The sequence below is a fragment of the Pseudomonas sp. B3G-3 genome, from assembly GCF_028640915.1.
Lineage (GTDB): Bacteria > Pseudomonadota > Gammaproteobacteria > Pseudomonadales > Pseudomonadaceae > Aquipseudomonas > Aquipseudomonas chlororaphis_I.
Genome location: NZ_JAQZAB010000104.1, coordinates 44,617 through 59,670 on the forward strand (window position 1 = coordinate 44,617; position 15,054 = coordinate 59,670).

At 65.5% G+C, this 15,054-nt stretch carries 13 protein-coding genes; 5 read left to right on the top strand and 8 right to left on the bottom strand.

From position 1 onward, the window contains the following. Nucleotides 1-58: 58 nt before the first annotated feature. The 3 genes from PVZ80_RS14375 to PVZ80_RS14385 all read right to left on the bottom strand — a co-directional run bounded on the left by PVZ80_RS14375 (nt 59) and on the right by PVZ80_RS14385 (nt 2,474). Nucleotides 59-892 (bottom strand): AraC family transcriptional regulator, encoded by an 834-nt coding sequence (locus PVZ80_RS14375; RefSeq protein ID WP_124315004.1) that lies wholly within the window; start codon nt 890-892, stop codon nt 59-61. Between the two features lie 39 nt (nt 893-931). Next, nucleotides 932-1,435, bottom strand: a complete 504-nt coding sequence (locus tag PVZ80_RS14380; protein WP_023966168.1) for a VOC family protein — start codon at nt 1,433-1,435, stop codon at nt 932-934. A 124-nt stretch (nt 1,436-1,559) separates the two neighbouring features. After that, the gene (locus PVZ80_RS14385; RefSeq protein ID WP_273864101.1) at nt 1,560-2,474 is read right to left on the bottom strand and encodes a LysR family transcriptional regulator; all 915 of its coding nucleotides are present in this window, start codon (nt 2,472-2,474) and stop codon (nt 1,560-1,562) included. A gap of 110 nt (nt 2,475-2,584) precedes the next feature. On the opposite strand from PVZ80_RS14385, the gene PVZ80_RS14390 reads away from it, so the two are divergent. The 5 genes from PVZ80_RS14390 to PVZ80_RS14410 all read left to right on the top strand — a co-directional run bounded on the left by PVZ80_RS14390 (nt 2,585) and on the right by PVZ80_RS14410 (nt 7,524). Further along, complete coding sequence (locus tag PVZ80_RS14390) at nt 2,585-3,430, top strand: oxidoreductase (RefSeq protein WP_124303862.1); 846 nt, start codon at nt 2,585-2,587, stop codon at nt 3,428-3,430. A 188-nt stretch (nt 3,431-3,618) separates the two neighbouring features. Further along, a complete protein-coding gene (locus PVZ80_RS14395; protein WP_009048695.1) occupies nt 3,619-4,074 on the top strand; it encodes a (2Fe-2S)-binding protein in 456 nt (151 codons plus the stop codon). Nucleotides 4,075-4,097: 23 nt separating this feature from the next. Next, entirely contained in the window at nt 4,098-6,245 is a 2,148-nt protein-coding gene (locus tag PVZ80_RS14400; RefSeq protein WP_124303864.1) for a xanthine dehydrogenase family protein molybdopterin-binding subunit, read from the top strand. A gap of 1 nt (nt 6,246) precedes the next feature. Continuing rightward, on the top strand, nt 6,247-6,825 hold the full coding sequence (locus PVZ80_RS14405; RefSeq protein ID WP_124303866.1) for a hypothetical protein: 579 nt from the start codon (nt 6,247-6,249) through the stop codon (nt 6,823-6,825). A 90-nt stretch (nt 6,826-6,915) separates the two neighbouring features. After that, a complete protein-coding gene (locus PVZ80_RS14410) occupies nt 6,916-7,524 on the top strand; it encodes a GGDEF domain-containing protein (protein ID WP_041988985.1) in 609 nt (202 codons plus the stop codon). Between the two features lie 90 nt (nt 7,525-7,614). On the opposite strand, the gene PVZ80_RS14415 is transcribed toward PVZ80_RS14410, so the two are convergent. Genes PVZ80_RS14415 through PVZ80_RS14435 form a run of 5 tightly spaced genes read right to left on the bottom strand, consistent with a single transcriptional unit; the run spans nt 7,615 to nt 14,999 of the window. Continuing rightward, nucleotides 7,615-9,222 carry an ABC transporter ATP-binding protein gene (locus tag PVZ80_RS14415; protein ID WP_028682278.1) on the bottom strand — a complete coding sequence of 536 codons (1,608 nt, stop codon included), beginning with the start codon at nt 9,220-9,222 and terminating at the stop codon, nt 7,615-7,617. A gap of 1 nt (nt 9,223) precedes the next feature. Beyond that, nucleotides 9,224-10,243, bottom strand: coding sequence for an ABC transporter permease (locus PVZ80_RS14420; RefSeq protein ID WP_009048700.1), 1,020 nt, complete (start codon nt 10,241-10,243; stop codon nt 9,224-9,226). A gap of 1 nt (nt 10,244) precedes the next feature. Then, nucleotides 10,245-11,318, bottom strand: coding sequence for a microcin C ABC transporter permease YejB (locus PVZ80_RS14425; protein WP_009048701.1), 1,074 nt, complete (start codon nt 11,316-11,318; stop codon nt 10,245-10,247). Between the two features lies 1 nt (nt 11,319). Beyond that, on the bottom strand, nt 11,320-13,173 hold the full coding sequence (locus PVZ80_RS14430; RefSeq protein WP_038632052.1) for an extracellular solute-binding protein: 1,854 nt from the start codon (nt 13,171-13,173) through the stop codon (nt 11,320-11,322). Continuing rightward, nucleotides 13,170-14,999 (bottom strand): extracellular solute-binding protein, encoded by a 1,830-nt coding sequence (locus PVZ80_RS14435; protein ID WP_038632054.1) that lies wholly within the window; start codon nt 14,997-14,999, stop codon nt 13,170-13,172. The genes PVZ80_RS14430 and PVZ80_RS14435 overlap by 4 nt, the downstream gene beginning before the upstream one ends. Nucleotides 15,000-15,054: the final 55 nt, after the last annotated feature.

The following is a 15,054-nucleotide window of genomic DNA, read 5'->3' on the forward strand; positions in this document are numbered from 1 at the left end:
GGATTCATGTTCTGTAGGAGCGAGCTTGCTCGCGATGAGGGCCACCGGGGGCGACGCATCACCCGCGATATTGCCCCGGCGTCGCCGCCAGGTGCTGCTTGAAGGCGCGCTGGAAATGCGCCTGGTCGGCGAAGCCGGCTTCCAGGGCCACGTCGGCGATCGGCTCGCCGTCACGCAGCCGGCTTTGGGCGAACTGCACCCGCTGGTTGACCACGAAGGCGTGGGGCGTCATGCCGTAATGCTGCTTGAAGGCGCGGATCAGGTAGGACGGCGACAGCTCGGCGGCCTGGCAGATTTCCTCCAGCTTCAGCGAGCGGGTGCAGTGTTGGCGAATGTAGTCGGCGGCCCGTTGCAGCTTCTGGTTGCTTTCGCGCGGTGGCCGGCTGGCCGGGTTCAGGCGTTGTTGCAGGTCGCTGAAAAACGCCACCGCGGCGCTGTGTTTTTGCAGGACTTCGGCCTGTTCGTCCACCAGTACTTCATACAGGCGGTTGAGCCCGGCATAGAGCTCGGGGTCATCGCTGTGGGGCGTGGAAAAGGCGCGAAAGCCCTGGTCCTGGCTGAACCCCAGCTGATGCTGCAGGTCGGTCAGCCAGGGGGTGTCGACATAGAGCATGAGATACGACCAGGGCTGGTCGTCGATCGGGTTGCAGGCGTGCACTTCGCCGGGGTTCATCAGCACCACGGTGCCGGCGCTGATGCGAAACCGCGCTTGCTCGTGCAGGTAGGTGCTGTGCCCGGCGGTGATGGCGCCGATGGAGAAATGTTCGTGGGCATGCCGGGCGTAACAGACCTTGCGCCCGTCGGCGATCGAGCGGGCCTCGATAAAGGGCAGCGCCGCATCGCGCCAGAACTGCGGGGCGGTATCGAGGCTGGGGCTCAAGCTCGGCTTCATCAAAGGCATCCCATCGGCAAGCGTCGGCCTGCGAGTGTATTAGGTCTCGCCGGCGAAGGCTCGCTCCAGCGCGGCGATATCGAGTTTTTTCATCTGCAGCAGGGCCTGCATCACCCGCTGCGACTTGGCCGTGTCGGGGTCGGTCATCCAGTGGTTCAGCGCGCAGGGCACGATCTGCCAGGACAATCCGAACTTGTCCTTGAGCCAGCCGCACTGCTGGGCCTGGGGATCGCCGCCGTAGGACAGGGCGCTCCAGAAATGATCGATTTCGCCCTGGTTCTGGCAGTTGACCTGCAGCGAAACCGCTTCGTTGAACTGGAACACCGGGCCGCCGTTGAGGCCGGTGAAGGTCTGGCCATCGAGTTCGAAGGACACGGTCATCACCGAGCCTTCCGGGCGACCGTGGAACTCGAAGCCGGCCTTGCCGTAGTGGGTGAGGGCGGTGATGCGCGAGTGCTCGAAGACCGAACAGTAGAACTGGGCGGCGGCTTCGGCCTGATGGTCGAACCACAGGCAGGGGGTGATGCGATGAATGAGCGACATGACGGTTCTCCTCGGCGGATGGTCCACGCTTGAGCAAGCGTAGCCAGCCCGGGGGCGGCCGGGACTGCCGTAGATCGACAAAGCGCAGCCGGGCGAGGAGCGGTATCGAGCCGGCGCATCCGGCTCAGGATCGCCGCCCTTGCTCGGCGACCCAGGCGTTGGCCATGTCGATGAAGGCGCGCAGTTTCGGCTGGCTCTGGGTGCGGCTGGGAAAGTACAGGTACAGGCCCGAACTCAGCGGGACGAACGGTTGCAGCACAGACTCCAGGCGCCCGCTGGCCAGGTCGTCGGCCACCTCGAAGTCGCAGGCGTAGGCCAGCCCCTGTCCGCCCCGCGCCATGGCGACCAGCAAGTGCCGATCGTTGACCACCAGCGGACCCTCGACGCCGACGGTGAAATCCCGCCCGTTGCGCCGGAACTCCCAGCGATGGGTCGTGCCCGAGGTGAGGAAGCGAAAGCCGATGCCCTGGTGCCGGGTCAGTTCTTCCGGGGTCTGCGGCCTGCCGGCCCGGGCGAAATAGTCCGGGGAGCCCACCACCGACCATTGCAGGTCCGGGGTCAGGCGCACGGCGACCATGTCCTTTTCGATCGACTCGCCCAGGCGGATACCGGCATCGAAGCCCTCGCTGACCAGGTCGACCGCGGCATCGTCCAGGGAAATCTCCAGCCGGACGTCGGGATAGGCCGCGCGATAGCGCGAGATCAGGGGTTCGATCAGCAGCTTGCCGGACAGCCGTGGCGCGGTCAGGCGCAGGGTGCCCATCGGCCGGTCGCGATAGCTGCCCAGCACCGCCAGGGCGTCGCCGATTTCACTGGCGGCCGGGCGCAGGCGGATGAACAGGCTGCTGCCGGCTTCCGTCAGGGCCACGCGGCGGGTGGTGCGCTGGAACAGCAGCACCCCGGTACGCCGCTCCAGGGTCTTTACCGCATGGCTCACGGCGGTCGGGGTCACCCCCAGCTGGCTGGCGGCGAGGGTGAAGCTCTTGTGTTCGGCGACGGCGAGAAACTCGGTCAGGCCGTCGAAAGGGTCCTGGTTCATTGCAAGGCCATTATGAAAGACACGTTCATAGTGCTTGTAGCACGGAGCCATTTTTCTCACCAATGTTCCTGCGTACCTTGTGCTCACCCACTCCTTACAAGGTACTGATCATGACTGCTCAAACCCCTTTCAAACGTGTCTGGCTGATCACCGGGGCTTCCCGTGGCATCGGCGCGAAAATCACCGCCGCAGCCCTGGCCCACGGCGATGCGGTGGTGGCCACCGCGCGCAATGCCCAGTCGCTCAGCGAGCGTTTCGGCGCGCAGCCGGGCCTGCTGGCGGCGCAACTGGATGTCACCGACGAGGCCCAGGCCCGCGACGTGGCGCAGATGGCCGTCGAGCATTTCGGCCGCATCGACGTGCTGGTCAACAACGCCGGTTTCGGCCTGCTCGGCGCGGTGGAGGAGGCCAGCGGCGACGAGATCCGCCGGGTCTATGAAACCAACGTGTTCGGCCTGCTCAATGTCACCCGCGGGGTGCTGCCGCACATGCGCGCCGCCCGCAGCGGTCATGTGATCAATATCTCGTCGATCGGCGGCTATCAGTCGGGGCCGGGCTACGGGGTCTACTGCTCGACCAAGTTCGCCGTCGAAGGTTTGAGCGAGGCCCTGCACAGCGAGCTGGCGCCTTTGGGCGTGAAGGTCACGGTGGTCGAGCCGGGCTACTTCCGCACCGACTTCCTCGATGGCAATTCGTTGCTGGAGTCGCCGGCCTCGATCGCCGACTACACGACCACCGTTGGCCAGGTACGCCAGCAGGCCAAGGCCTATAACCAGCAGCAGCCGGGCGATCCGGACAAGCTGGCGCAGGCGCTGATCGCCCTGGTCGAAGCCGAGCAACCGCCGCTGCGCCTGCCCCTGGGCACCGACACCCTGGGCGCCATCGCGGCGAAGAACGCCTACGTCGAGCAGGAAACCGCGACCTGGCGGGCGCTGTCGGCCTCCACCGATTTCTGATGTTGCACTCATCGCCCGGCCGCCCCGTCCAGGCCGGTTGGGCGTGACCGGCGGTCGCAGAATCCGGCCTGTTCGGCAAACTGCGCTTAGCTGTATGGAAAACCTCGCGGCGCGCGTAGGCCTTCGGCCACAGCGACGCCGCTCCAGGATCCCGTGAATCCTGTCCCCCTCGGCCTGAGGAATTGTGCATGTTGACACTCAATATCAATGGCAAGGACCAGCAGCTCGAGGTGCCCGCGGACATGCCGCTGCTCTGGGTGCTGCGCGATGTGGCGCACCTGACCGGCACCAAGTTCGGCTGCGGCATGGCGCAATGCGGCGCCTGCACCGTGCATGTCGACGGCGCGCCGCTGCGTTCCTGCGTGACCCCGGCCGCGGCGGTGGCCAACGGGCAGAAAATCCTCACCATCGAAGGCCTGTCGACGGACGGCTCGCACCCGGTGCAGCGCGCCTGGGCCGAGCTGGACGTGGTGCAGTGCGGTTACTGCCAGTCGGGGCAGATTATGTCGGCCGCGGCCTTGCTGGCGAAGATCCCGTCGCCCACCGACAGCGATATCGACCAGGCGCTGTCCGGCAATATCTGCCGCTGTGGCACCTACCCACGGATCCGCGCGGCGGTCAAACGCGCCGCCGAAATCGGCTGAGTCGGCATTAAGAGGGACAAGGCATGATCACTGCGTCGCGTCGTGGATTTCTCAAAGGGGGTGCGCTGCTCGGCGGTGGCCTGGTGGTGGCGTTCGTCATCCCAGGGGCCAATCGTTTTGCCCGGGCGGCGAGCGAAGAATTCGTGCCCAATGCGTTCTTGCGCATCGCTCCGGACGGCATGGTCACCGTGGTGCTCGGCCATTCGGAAATGGGCCAGGGCATCTGGACCGGGCTGTCGATGCTGATCGCCGAGGAGCTGGATGCCGACTGGTCGAAGATCCGCGTCGAGCACGCGCCGGCCGCCGCGGTGTATGGCTTGCCGGCGTTCGGCGGGATGCAGATCACCGGCGGTTCGACCTCGACCTGGATGGAGTTCGACCGCTATCGCCAGGCCGGCGCCGCAGCGCGCCAGATGCTGATCGAAGCCGCGGCCAAGCGCCTGCAAGTAGCACCCTCGACCCTGCACACCGAGCAGGGCTGGGTGGTGGCCGGTGACCAGCGCCTGAGCTACGGCGACCTGGCCAACGACGCCGGGCAACTGCCGGTGCCGGACCCGGCCTCGCTGCACTTGAAGGAGGCCAAGGACTGGCGGCTGATCGGCAAGCCGACCAAGCGCCTGGATACGCCGGAGAAAATCACCGGCCGCGCGCAATTCGGCATGGACATGTATTTCGACGGCCTGCTGACCGCCGTGGTCCTGCGTTCGCCAGTGTTCGGCGGCACGCTCAAGTCGTTCGATCCCCAGGCGGCGCTGGCGGTGCCTGGGGTGATCAAGGTGCTCCAGGTGCCCACGGGCGTGGCGGTGGTCGCCGAGCATTACTGGGCGGCCAAGCAGGGGCGCGATGCGCTCAAGGCCGAATGGGACCTGGGGCCGAACGCCAACATGAGCAGCGAAAGCCTGATGCAGAGCTTTCGCAAGCTGGCGCTGACCCCCGGGACCAAGGTCGCCGAGGCCGGCGATGCGGCCGGGAGCATGGCCAAGGCGGCGCAGGTGATCAAGGCCGAATACAGCGTGCCGTACCTGGCCCATGCGCCGATGGAGCCGCTCAACTGCACGGTGCGCATCGGCGCCGACAAGTGCGAGATCTGGACCGGCACCCAGTTCCAGACCCTGGACCAGATGGTCGCGTCGAAGATCACCGGGCTCAAGCCGGAGCAGGTACAGATCCATACGCAATTTCTGGGTGGCGGTTTCGGCCGCCGGGCCAACCCGACCTCGGACTTCGTCAGCGAAGCGGTGGAGGTGGCCAAGGCCGCCGCAGCCCCGGTGAAAACCGTCTGGTCGCGGGAAGACGATGTGCGCGGCGGCTACTTCCGTTCAGCGTTCCTGCACCAGGCACAGGTCGGCCTGGACGCCCAGGGCCTGCCGCTGGCCTGGCAGCATGTGCTGGTGGGGCAGTCGATCATGGCCGGCACCTCGTTCGAGGCCAGCTTCGTCAAGAACGGCATCGACAACACTTCGGTCGAGGGCCTGGCGGACGGGCCTTACCTGAAGGGCACGCCGAACCACCGGGTCGACCTGCATTCGCCGATGACCGGCATCACCGTGCTGTGGATGCGCTCCGTGGGCCATACCCACACCGCGTTCGTCGTCGAGTCGCTGATCGACGAGATGGCCGACGCGATAGGCAAGGACCCGGTGGAATACCGCCGCATCCTGCTCAAGGATCACCCGCGGCACCTGGGCGTGCTCAACCTGGCGGTGGAGAAGGCCGGCTGGGGCAAGCCCATGCCCAACGGCCATGCCTTGGGCGTGGCGGTGCACGAGTCCTTCGGCAGTTACGTGGCGCAGGTGGTCGAGGTGTCCCTGGAGGCCGAGCAGATTCGCGTGCACCGGGTGGTCTGCGCGGTGGATTGCGGCATCGCGGTGAACCCGCAAAGCATCGTCGCGCAGATGGAGTCGGGCATCACCTTCGGCCTGGGCATGGCCCTGCACAGCCGCATTTCCTTCAAGGACGGCCGGGTGGTGCAGTCCAACTATCACGACTTCCAGGTGTTGCGCCTGAACGAGATGCCCCAGGTCGAGGTGCATATAGTCGCCAGTACCGACAAGCCCGGCGGTATCGGCGAGACGGGCGTGCCGCCCACGGCGCCGGCGGTGGCCAACGCGGTGTTCGCCCTGACCGGCCAGCGGCTGCGCGAGCTGCCGTTGCAACTGGCGGGGGTGTGAGATGAAACGCCACCTGTTCCTCGGTTCGCTGATCCTGGTCGGCCTGGGCGGTTATGCCTCGGACCTGTTCGCCGCCGATGAACCGGCGCTGGCGGCGTTCGCGACGGTGCAGAAGGTGTTCCAGAGCCCGCGCTGCCAGAATTGCCATATTCCCGGGGATGCGCCCTTGCAGTTCGACGCCGGCACGCCCCACGCCATGGCCGTGGTCCGTGGCCTGGACGGCAAGGGCGCGGCGGGGCTGCCGTGCTCTACCTGCCATGGCGAAAGCAACCCGCCGGCCAGCTATGGCCCGCACATGCCGCCGGGGGCGCCGCACTGGAGCCTGCCGCCGGCGGCGCACAAGATGGCCTGGATCGGCCTGCCGGCCGACCGCCTGTGCCAGATGATCAAGGACAAGGCCAGCAACGGCGACCGCGACTTTGCCGCGCTGATCAAGCATGTCAGCGAAGACAAGCTGGTGCTCTGGGGCTGGAACCCCGGTGGCAACCGCGCGCCGGTCCCGGTGCCCCACGACATCTTCGTCAGCCAGTTCAAACTCTGGGCCGAGGCGGGCGGACCCTGTCCGGCGGTCGGAAGTTGACGCCAGGGGCACCCTGGGAGGGCTGGTTGCGGGCAGTCGCAGGCCCTGGCAACTAAGCTCTATAGGAGTTACCCGCCAATGGAGTGTGCGATGTTTTCCCCAGACAAGCCTGTCCAGGCACCGGACCAGGTGCCATCCCCGGAGGCGGACGACCCGTCCCGGCAACTGTTGCGCGATCAGAACCGCCGGGCCGAGCAGGAGCTGGCCGCGGTGCAGGTAGCCAACCTCGATAAACTGACCCTGCTGCCCAACCCCCACGGCTTTGCGGTGCTGGCCGGCGATGCGTTGCAGGCCTGCAAGGACCTCAACTGCCCGGCGACCTTGCTGCTGTTCGACCTCGACGATATCTACCGCATCGCCCGCGCTTACGGGGCGGAAGAAGGCGAGGCGGCGCTCAAGACCTTCGCCGACGGCCTGCGTATCGCCTTTCGCGAAAGCGACGTGGTCGGGCATCTGGAGTACCAGCGTTTCGCGGTACTGCTGACCGGCTCGGAACGGGTGGAAAAACTGGCGATCATCGCTCGCCTGCAGGCCATCCTCGACGAGCGCACCGCCACCCAGCAGTGCATTTACGACATCTGTTTCAGCATCGGCCAGATCGAGTTCGATCCGGCCCAGCCGGCCGATGTGGAAACCTTGCTGGCGGAAGCCGACAAGACCATGAGCAGGCCGGGCCTCGGGCCGCAGATAAAGGACTAGCCGCTGATCCAACCCGCTGTGTGGGCTGGACGGAGAGAAAGTCCAGCCAATAAAAAAACCGCCCTCAGGCGGTTTTTTATTGGCCGGTTGTCACTCGGCGGCCGGCACCAGGAACGCGGCTTCGAGCAACTGCCGGGTGTAGGGATGCTGCGGCGCGGCGAAGATATCTTGCGCGTCGCCCTGTTCCACCACCTGGCCATGCTTGACCACCATCAACTGGTGGCTCAGGGCCTTGACCACCGCCAGGTCGTGGCTGATGAACAGGTAGGTCAGGTTGTACTTGGCCTGCAGCTTGCGCAGCAGTTCCACCACCTGGCGCTGTACGGTGCGGTCGAGGGCCGAGGTCGGCTCGTCCAGCAGGATCAGCGCCGGCTTGAGTACCAGGGCGCGGGCGATGGCGATGCGCTGGCGCTGGCCACCGGAGAACTCGTGCGGGTAGCGATGCCGGGTTTCCGGGTCCAGGCCGACTTCCTTGAGCGCCTCGATGATTGCCTGTTCCTGCTCGGCGGCGGTGCCGATCTTGTGGATGCGCAGGCCTTCGCCGACGATCTGGCTCACGCACATGCGCGGGCTGAGGCTGCCGAAAGGGTCCTGGAACACCACCTGCATCTCCCGGCGCAACGGCCGCACCTGCTGCTGCGAAAGGCCGTCCAGCTGCTTGCCTTCGAAGCGGATGGCGCCCTTGCTGGCGATCAGCCGCAGGATCGCCAGGCCCAGGGTGGACTTGCCCGAGCCGCTTTCGCCGACGATGCCCAGGGTCTGGCCCTGGGGCAGGCTGAAGTTGATGCCATCCACCGCCTTCACATGGTCGACGGTGTGGCGCAGCAGGCCTTTCTTGATCGGGAACCAGACCTTCAGGTCCTCGACCTGCAACAGCGGCGGGCCGACCACATTGGTCGCCGGCTTGCCGCTGGGCTCGGCCGCCAGCAGTTCGCGGGTGTAGGGATGCTGCGGCGCGCGGAACAGCTCTTCGCAGGGCGCCTGCTCGACAATGCAGCCGCGCTGCATCACGCAGACGCGGTGGGCGATGCGCCGGACCAGGTTGAGGTCGTGGCTGATCAGCAGCAAGGCCATCCCCAGGCGCGCCTGCAACTCCTTGAGCAGTTCGAGGATCTTCAACTGCACGGTGACGTCGAGGGCGGTGGTCGGCTCGTCGGCGATCAGCAGCTCCGGCTCGTTGGCCAGGGCCATGGCGATCATCACCCGTTGCCGCTGGCCGCCGGACAGCTCATGGGGCAGGGCCTTGAGGCGCTTGTGCGGCTCGGGGATGCCCACCAGATCCAGCAGCTCCAGGGTGCGCTGGGTCGCGACCTTGCCGGTCAGGCCCTTGTGCAGGCCCAGCACCTCGTTGATCTGCTTCTCGATGCTGTGCAGCGGGTTGAGCGAGGTCATGGGCTCCTGGAAGATCATGGCGATGCGGTTACCGCGGATATGGCGGATGGTCTTCTCTTTCTGGGTCAGCAGATCCTGGCCGGCGTAGTGGATAGTGCCGGACGGATGGCGGGCCAGCGGGTAGGGCAGCAGGCGCAGGATCGAGTGCGCGGTCACCGATTTGCCGGAGCCGCTTTCGCCCACCAGGGCCAGGGTTTCGCCGCGCTTGATGTCGAAGCTGATGCCCTCGACCACCCGTTGCTTGTGCTCGCCGACGACAAATTCGACGGCGAGGTCGCGGACTTCGATCAGATTGTCCTGATTCATCTCATTTCCTCGGGTCGAAGGCATCGCGAGCGGACTCGCCGATGAATACCAGCAGGCTCAACATGATCGCCAGCACGGCAAAGGCACTGATGCCCAGCCACGGCGCCTGCAGGTTGGATTTGCCCTGGGCCACCAGTTCGCCCAGGGACGGCGCGCCGGGTGGCAGGCCGAAACCGAGGAAGTCGAGGGCGGTCAGGGTGCCGATGGCGCCGGTGAGGATGAAGGGCATGAAGGTCATGGTCGAGACCATGGCGTTGGGCAGGATGTGGCGGAACATGATGGCGCCGTTCTGCATGCCCAGGGCGCGGGCGGCGCGCACGTATTCCAGGTTGCGCCCGCGCAGGAACTCGGCGCGCACCACGTCCACCAGGCTCATCCAGGAGAACAGCAGCATGATCCCCAGCAGCCACCAGAAGTTCGGCTGCACGAAACTGGCAAGGATGATCAGCAGGTACAGCACCGGCAGCCCGGACCAGATCTCTAGGAAGCGCTGCCCGGCCAGGTCGACCCAGCCGCCATAGAAGCCCTGCAGCGCTCCGGCGATGACACCGATGATCGAGCTGAGGATGGTCAGGGTCAGGGCGAACAGCACCGAGACCCGGAAGCCATAGATCACCCGCGCCAGCACGTCGCGGCCCTGGTCGTCGGTGCCCAGCAGGTTGTCCGCCGAGGGCGGCGCGGGGGCGGGGACCTTCAGGTCGTAGTTGATGCTCTGGTAGCTGAACGGGATCGGCGCCCACAGCACCCAGGCGTCCTTGGCCGCCAGCAGCTCGCGGATGTACGGGCTCTTGTAGTTGGCCTCCAGGGGGAACTCGCCGCCGAAGGTGGTTTCCGGGTAACGCTTGAGCGCCGGGAAGTACCAGCCGTCGTCGTAGTGCACCACCAGCGGCTTGTCGTTGGCGATCAGCTCGGCGCCAAGGCTCAGGCCGAACAGGACCAGGAACAGCCACAGCGACCACCAGCCGCGCTTGTTGGCCTTGAACAGTTCGAAGCGCCGACGATTGAGGGGGGACAGGTTCATCTCAATGCTCCCGGCTTTCGAAGTCGATGCGTGGGTCGACCAGGGTGTAGGTCAAATCGCCGATCAGTTTCACCACCAGCCCCAGCAGGGTGAAGATGAACAGGGTGCCGAACACCACCGGATAGTCGCGGTTGATCGCCGCCTCGAAGCTCATCAGGCCCAGGCCGTCGAGGGAGAAGATCACCTCCACCAGCAAGGATCCGGTAAAGAAGATGCCGATGAAGGCCGAGGGGAAACCGGCGATCACCAGCAGCATGGCGTTGCGGAACACATGGCCGTAGAGCACACGGCGCTTGGTCAGGCCCTTGGCCCTGGCAGTGATCACGTACTGCTTGTTGATCTCGTCGAGGAAGCTGTTCTTGGTCAGCAGGGTCATGGTGGCGAAGTTGCCGATCACCAGGGCGGTCACCGGCAGGGTCAGGTGCCAGAAGTAGTCGAGGATCTTGCCGCCCCAGCTCAACTGGTCGAAGTTGTTCGAGGTCAGGCCGCGCAGCGGGAACCAGTCGAAATAACTGCCGCCGGCGAACATCACGATCAGCAGGATGGCGAACAGGAACGCCGGGATCGCGTAGCCGACGATGATCGCCGAGCTGGTCCAGACGTCGAAGTGGCTGCCGTGGCGGGTGGCCTTGGCGATCCCCAGGGGGATCGACACCAGGTACATGATCAGGGTGCTCCACAGCCCCAGGGAAATGGACACCGGGAGTTTCTCGCGGATCAGGTCGACCACCTTGGCGTCGCGGAAGAAGCTGTCGCCGAAATCCAGGGTGGCGTAGTTCTTGATCATGATCCACAGGCGTTCCGGCGCCGATTTGTCGAAGCCGTACATCTTCTCGATTTCCTTGACCAGGGCCGGGTCCAGGCCCTGGGCGCCACGGTAGCTGGAGCCGGCCACCGAGACTTCGGCGCCGCCGCCGGCGATGCGGCTGGTGGCGCCCTCGAAACCCTCGAGCTTGGCGATCATCTGTTCCACCGGGCCGCCGGGCGCGGCCTGGATGATCACGAAGTTGATCAGCAGGATGCCGAACAGGGTAGGGATGATCAGCAGCAGTCGCCGCAGAATGTAGGCCAGCATCTTATTGCTCCACGCCGGCGGGGGCGGCCTGCGAGTGGGTGTCCGGGGTCACGGCCGGCTTGGCGTCGGGCTTGATCCACCAGGTCTGGGTGCCGATGTCATATTTGGGCGAGACCTTCGGGTGGCCGATATGGTCCCAGTAGGCCACGCGCCAGGTCTTGATGTGCCAGTTGGGAATCACGTAGTAGCCCCATTGCAGCACCCGGTCGAGGGCGCGGGCATGGGCCACCAGGCTCTTGCGCGAGTCGGCGTTGATCAGGTCTTCCACCAGCGCATCGATGGTCGGGTCCTTGAGGCCGATGAAGTTGCGGCTGCCGGGGTTGTCGGCGCTGGAGGACTTCCAGTATTCGCGCTGCTCGTTGCCGGGCGAACTCGATTGCGGGAAGCCGCCGACCACCATGTCGAAGTCCCGCGAGCGCAGGCGGTTGATGTACTGGGAAACGTCGACCCGGCGGATCACCAGGTCGATCCCGAGGTCCGCGAGATTGCGCTTGAACGGCAGCAATATGCGCTCGAACTCGGTCTGGGCCAGCAGGAACTCGATCACCACCGGCTTGCCCTGGGCGTCGACCATCTTGTCGTCGACGATGCGCCAGCCGGCTTCCTGCAACAGCTGGTAGGCCTGGCGCTGCTGGGCGCGGATCATGCCGCTGCCATCGCACACCGAGGGCTGGAAGGCTTCGCTGAAGACCTGGTCGGGAATCTTCCCGCGCAGCGGTTCGAGGATCTGCAGTTCGTCGGCATCGGGCAGGCCGGTGGCGGCCATTTCCGAGTTCTCGAAGTAGCTGCGGGTGCGGGTGTAGGCACCGTTGAACAGTTGTTTGTTGGTCCACTCGAAGTCCAGCAGCAGGCTCAGGGCCTTGCGCACCCGCACATCCTGGAACAGCGGGCGGCGGAGGTTGTAGACGAAGCCCTGCATGCCGGTGGGGTTGCCGTTGGGGATCTGTTCCTTGATCAGCCGGCCTTCGCTCACGGCCGGGATGTTGTAGGCGTTGGCCCAGTTCTTCGCGCTGGTTTCCAGCCAGTAGTCGAACTGGCCGGCCTTGAGGGCTTCCAGGGCCACGGTGTTGTCGCGGAAATAGTCGGTGGCCATGACGTCGAAGTTGAACTGGCCGCGGTTGATCGGCAGGTCCTTGCCCCAGTAGTCCTTGACCCGCTCATAGCGCACCGAGCGTCCGGCCTTGACCTCGGCCACCTTGTACGGGCCGCTGCCGAGGGGGATTTCCAGGTTGCCCTTGGAAAAGTCGCGGTGCTCCCACCAGTGCTTGGGCAGTATCGACAGCTGCCCGAGAATCAGCGGCAGCTCGCGGTTGTTCTTGTGCTTGAACTTGAACAGCACCTTGAGCGGGTCTTCGGCGATCACGTCGTCGACGTCGGCGTAGTAGCCGCGGTACATCGGCGCGCCGGCCTTCATCAGGGTCTGGAAGCTGAACACCACATCTTCGGCGCGGATCGGCTGGCCGTCGTGGAAACGCGCCTCGGGGCGCAGGTAGAAGCGCACCCAGCTGTTGTCCGGGGCCTTCTCGATCTGCCCGGCGATCAGGCCGTACTCGGTGAAGGGTTCGTCCAGGCTCTGGCGCATCAGGGTGTCGTAGATCAGGCCGATATTGTCCGCCGGCACGCCTTTGTTGATGAACGGGTTGAGGCTGTCGAAGCCGCCGAAACCGGACTCGCGGAAGGTACCGCCCTTGGGTGCGTCCGGGTTGACGTAGTCGAAGTGCTTGAAGGTCGCCGGGTACTTCGGCGGTTCGTTGTACAGGGTCAGGGCGTGTTGCGGGGCGGCCTGGGCGAGGCAGGCGATTCCCGTCAGCAGCACGCCGCCGGCCCACGGGAGCAGGGCACGCAGGGGCATCATTGGGCTTTCTCCAGAGACTTCAGCCACCAGGCGCTCAGGCCCAGCTGGTAGGGCGGCGTGGTGACGAAGGCGAACCGGTTGCGGTACGCCAGGCGATGATAGTTGAGGTACCAGTTGGGGATGATGTAGTGCTGCCACAGCAGCACCCGATCCAGGGCCCGACCGGCGGCCAGTTGCTCGTCGCGGCTCTGCGCGGCGAGCAATTGTTCCAGCAGGTGATCGACGATGGGGTTGTCGATGCCTGCATAGTTCTTGCTGCCCTTGACCCCGACCTGGCTGGAGTGGAAGTACTGCCATTGCTCCAGGCCCGGGCTCAGGGTCTGGTTCAGGGTCATGAGGATCATGTCGAAATCGAACTGGTCCAGGCGTTGTTTGTACTGCGCCCGGTCCACGGTGCGCAGGCGTGCGTCGATGCCGATGCTGGCCAGGTTCTCGACGTAGGGCTGGAGGATCCGTTCCAGGTTCGGGTTGACCAGCAACAGCTCGAAGCGCAGCGGTTGCCCGTTGCTGTCGAGCAGGCGCTGGCCGTTGAGCTTCCAGCCGGCTTCGGCGAGCAGGCCCAGGGCCTGGCGCAGAGTCGCCCGCGGGATGCCGCGGCCATCGGTCTGCGGCAGGCTGAAGGGCTGGGTGAACAGGCTGGCGGGCAACTGCTCGCGGTAGGGCGAGAGCAGCAGCCATTCATGGCCGACCGGCAGGCCCGTGGCGGAGAACTCGCTGTTGGGGTAGTAGCTGGTCGCGCGCTTGTAGGCGCCGCTGAACAGGGTGCGGTTGGTCCACTCGAAGTCGAACATCAGGCCCAGGGCTTCGCGCACCTTACGGTCGGCGAAGATCGCCCGGCGGCTGTTCATGAACAGGCCCTGGGTCTGGGTCGGGATCTGGTGCGCCACCTGGGCCTTGATGATGTCGCCGCGATTGACCGCGGGGAAGTTGTAGCCATTGGCCCAGTTCTTTGCCTGGTGCTCGATGTAGATGTCGAACTCGCCGGCCTTGAAGGCTTCGAAGGCGACGTCGCTGTCGCGGTAGAACTCCACCGCGACCTTGTTGAAATTGTTGAAGCCGCGATTGACCGGCAGGTCCTTGCCCCAATAGTCCTTGACCCGCTCGAACAGCAGCGAGCGCCCCGGTTGCACCCGGGTGATGCGGTAGGGGCCGCTGCCCAGCGGCGGCTCGAAGGTGGTGGCCTTGAAGTCGCGGTCTTTCCAGTAGTGCTGCGGCAGCACCGGCAACTCGCCCAGGCGCAGGATCAGCAGCGGGTTGCCGGAGCGCTTGAACACGAAGCGGATGCGCTGCGGGCCGAGGATGTCCACGCGCTGCACTTCCTGCAGGTTGGTGCGGTATTGTGGGTGGCCTTCCTTGAGCAGCAGCCGGTAGGAAAACGCCACATCGTAGGCGGTGATCGGGTGGCCGTCGTGGAAACGCGCCTCGGGGCGCAGGTTGAACACTACCCAGCTGCGGTCTTCGCTGTATTCGACGGAGCGGGCGATCAGGCCGTAGCTGGAAGTCGGCTCGTCGCCGGACGGCGCGTACTGGCCGGTGCCGACCATCAGCGGCTCGTTCAGCTCGTTGACCCCGTATTGCAGGAAGTTGGGCGTGGAAACCGGGCTGCTGCCCTTGAAGGTGTAGGGGTTGAGGGTGTCGAAGGTGCCAAACGCCATGACCCGCAAGGTCCCGCCTTTGGGCGCGGCGGGGTTGACCCAGTCGTAATGGGTGAACTTGGCGGGGTACTTGAGCGTGCCGAACTGCGCGTAACCATGACTTTCAGTGATCGTTGCGCTTGCGGGAAAGCTCAAGGCCAGACTGATTAGGGACAGGAGGAGGGGACGCATCAAGTCAGAGATCCGATCCAGGCGGCTTGGGCTTTGTGCTCCGTACAGTAACAGC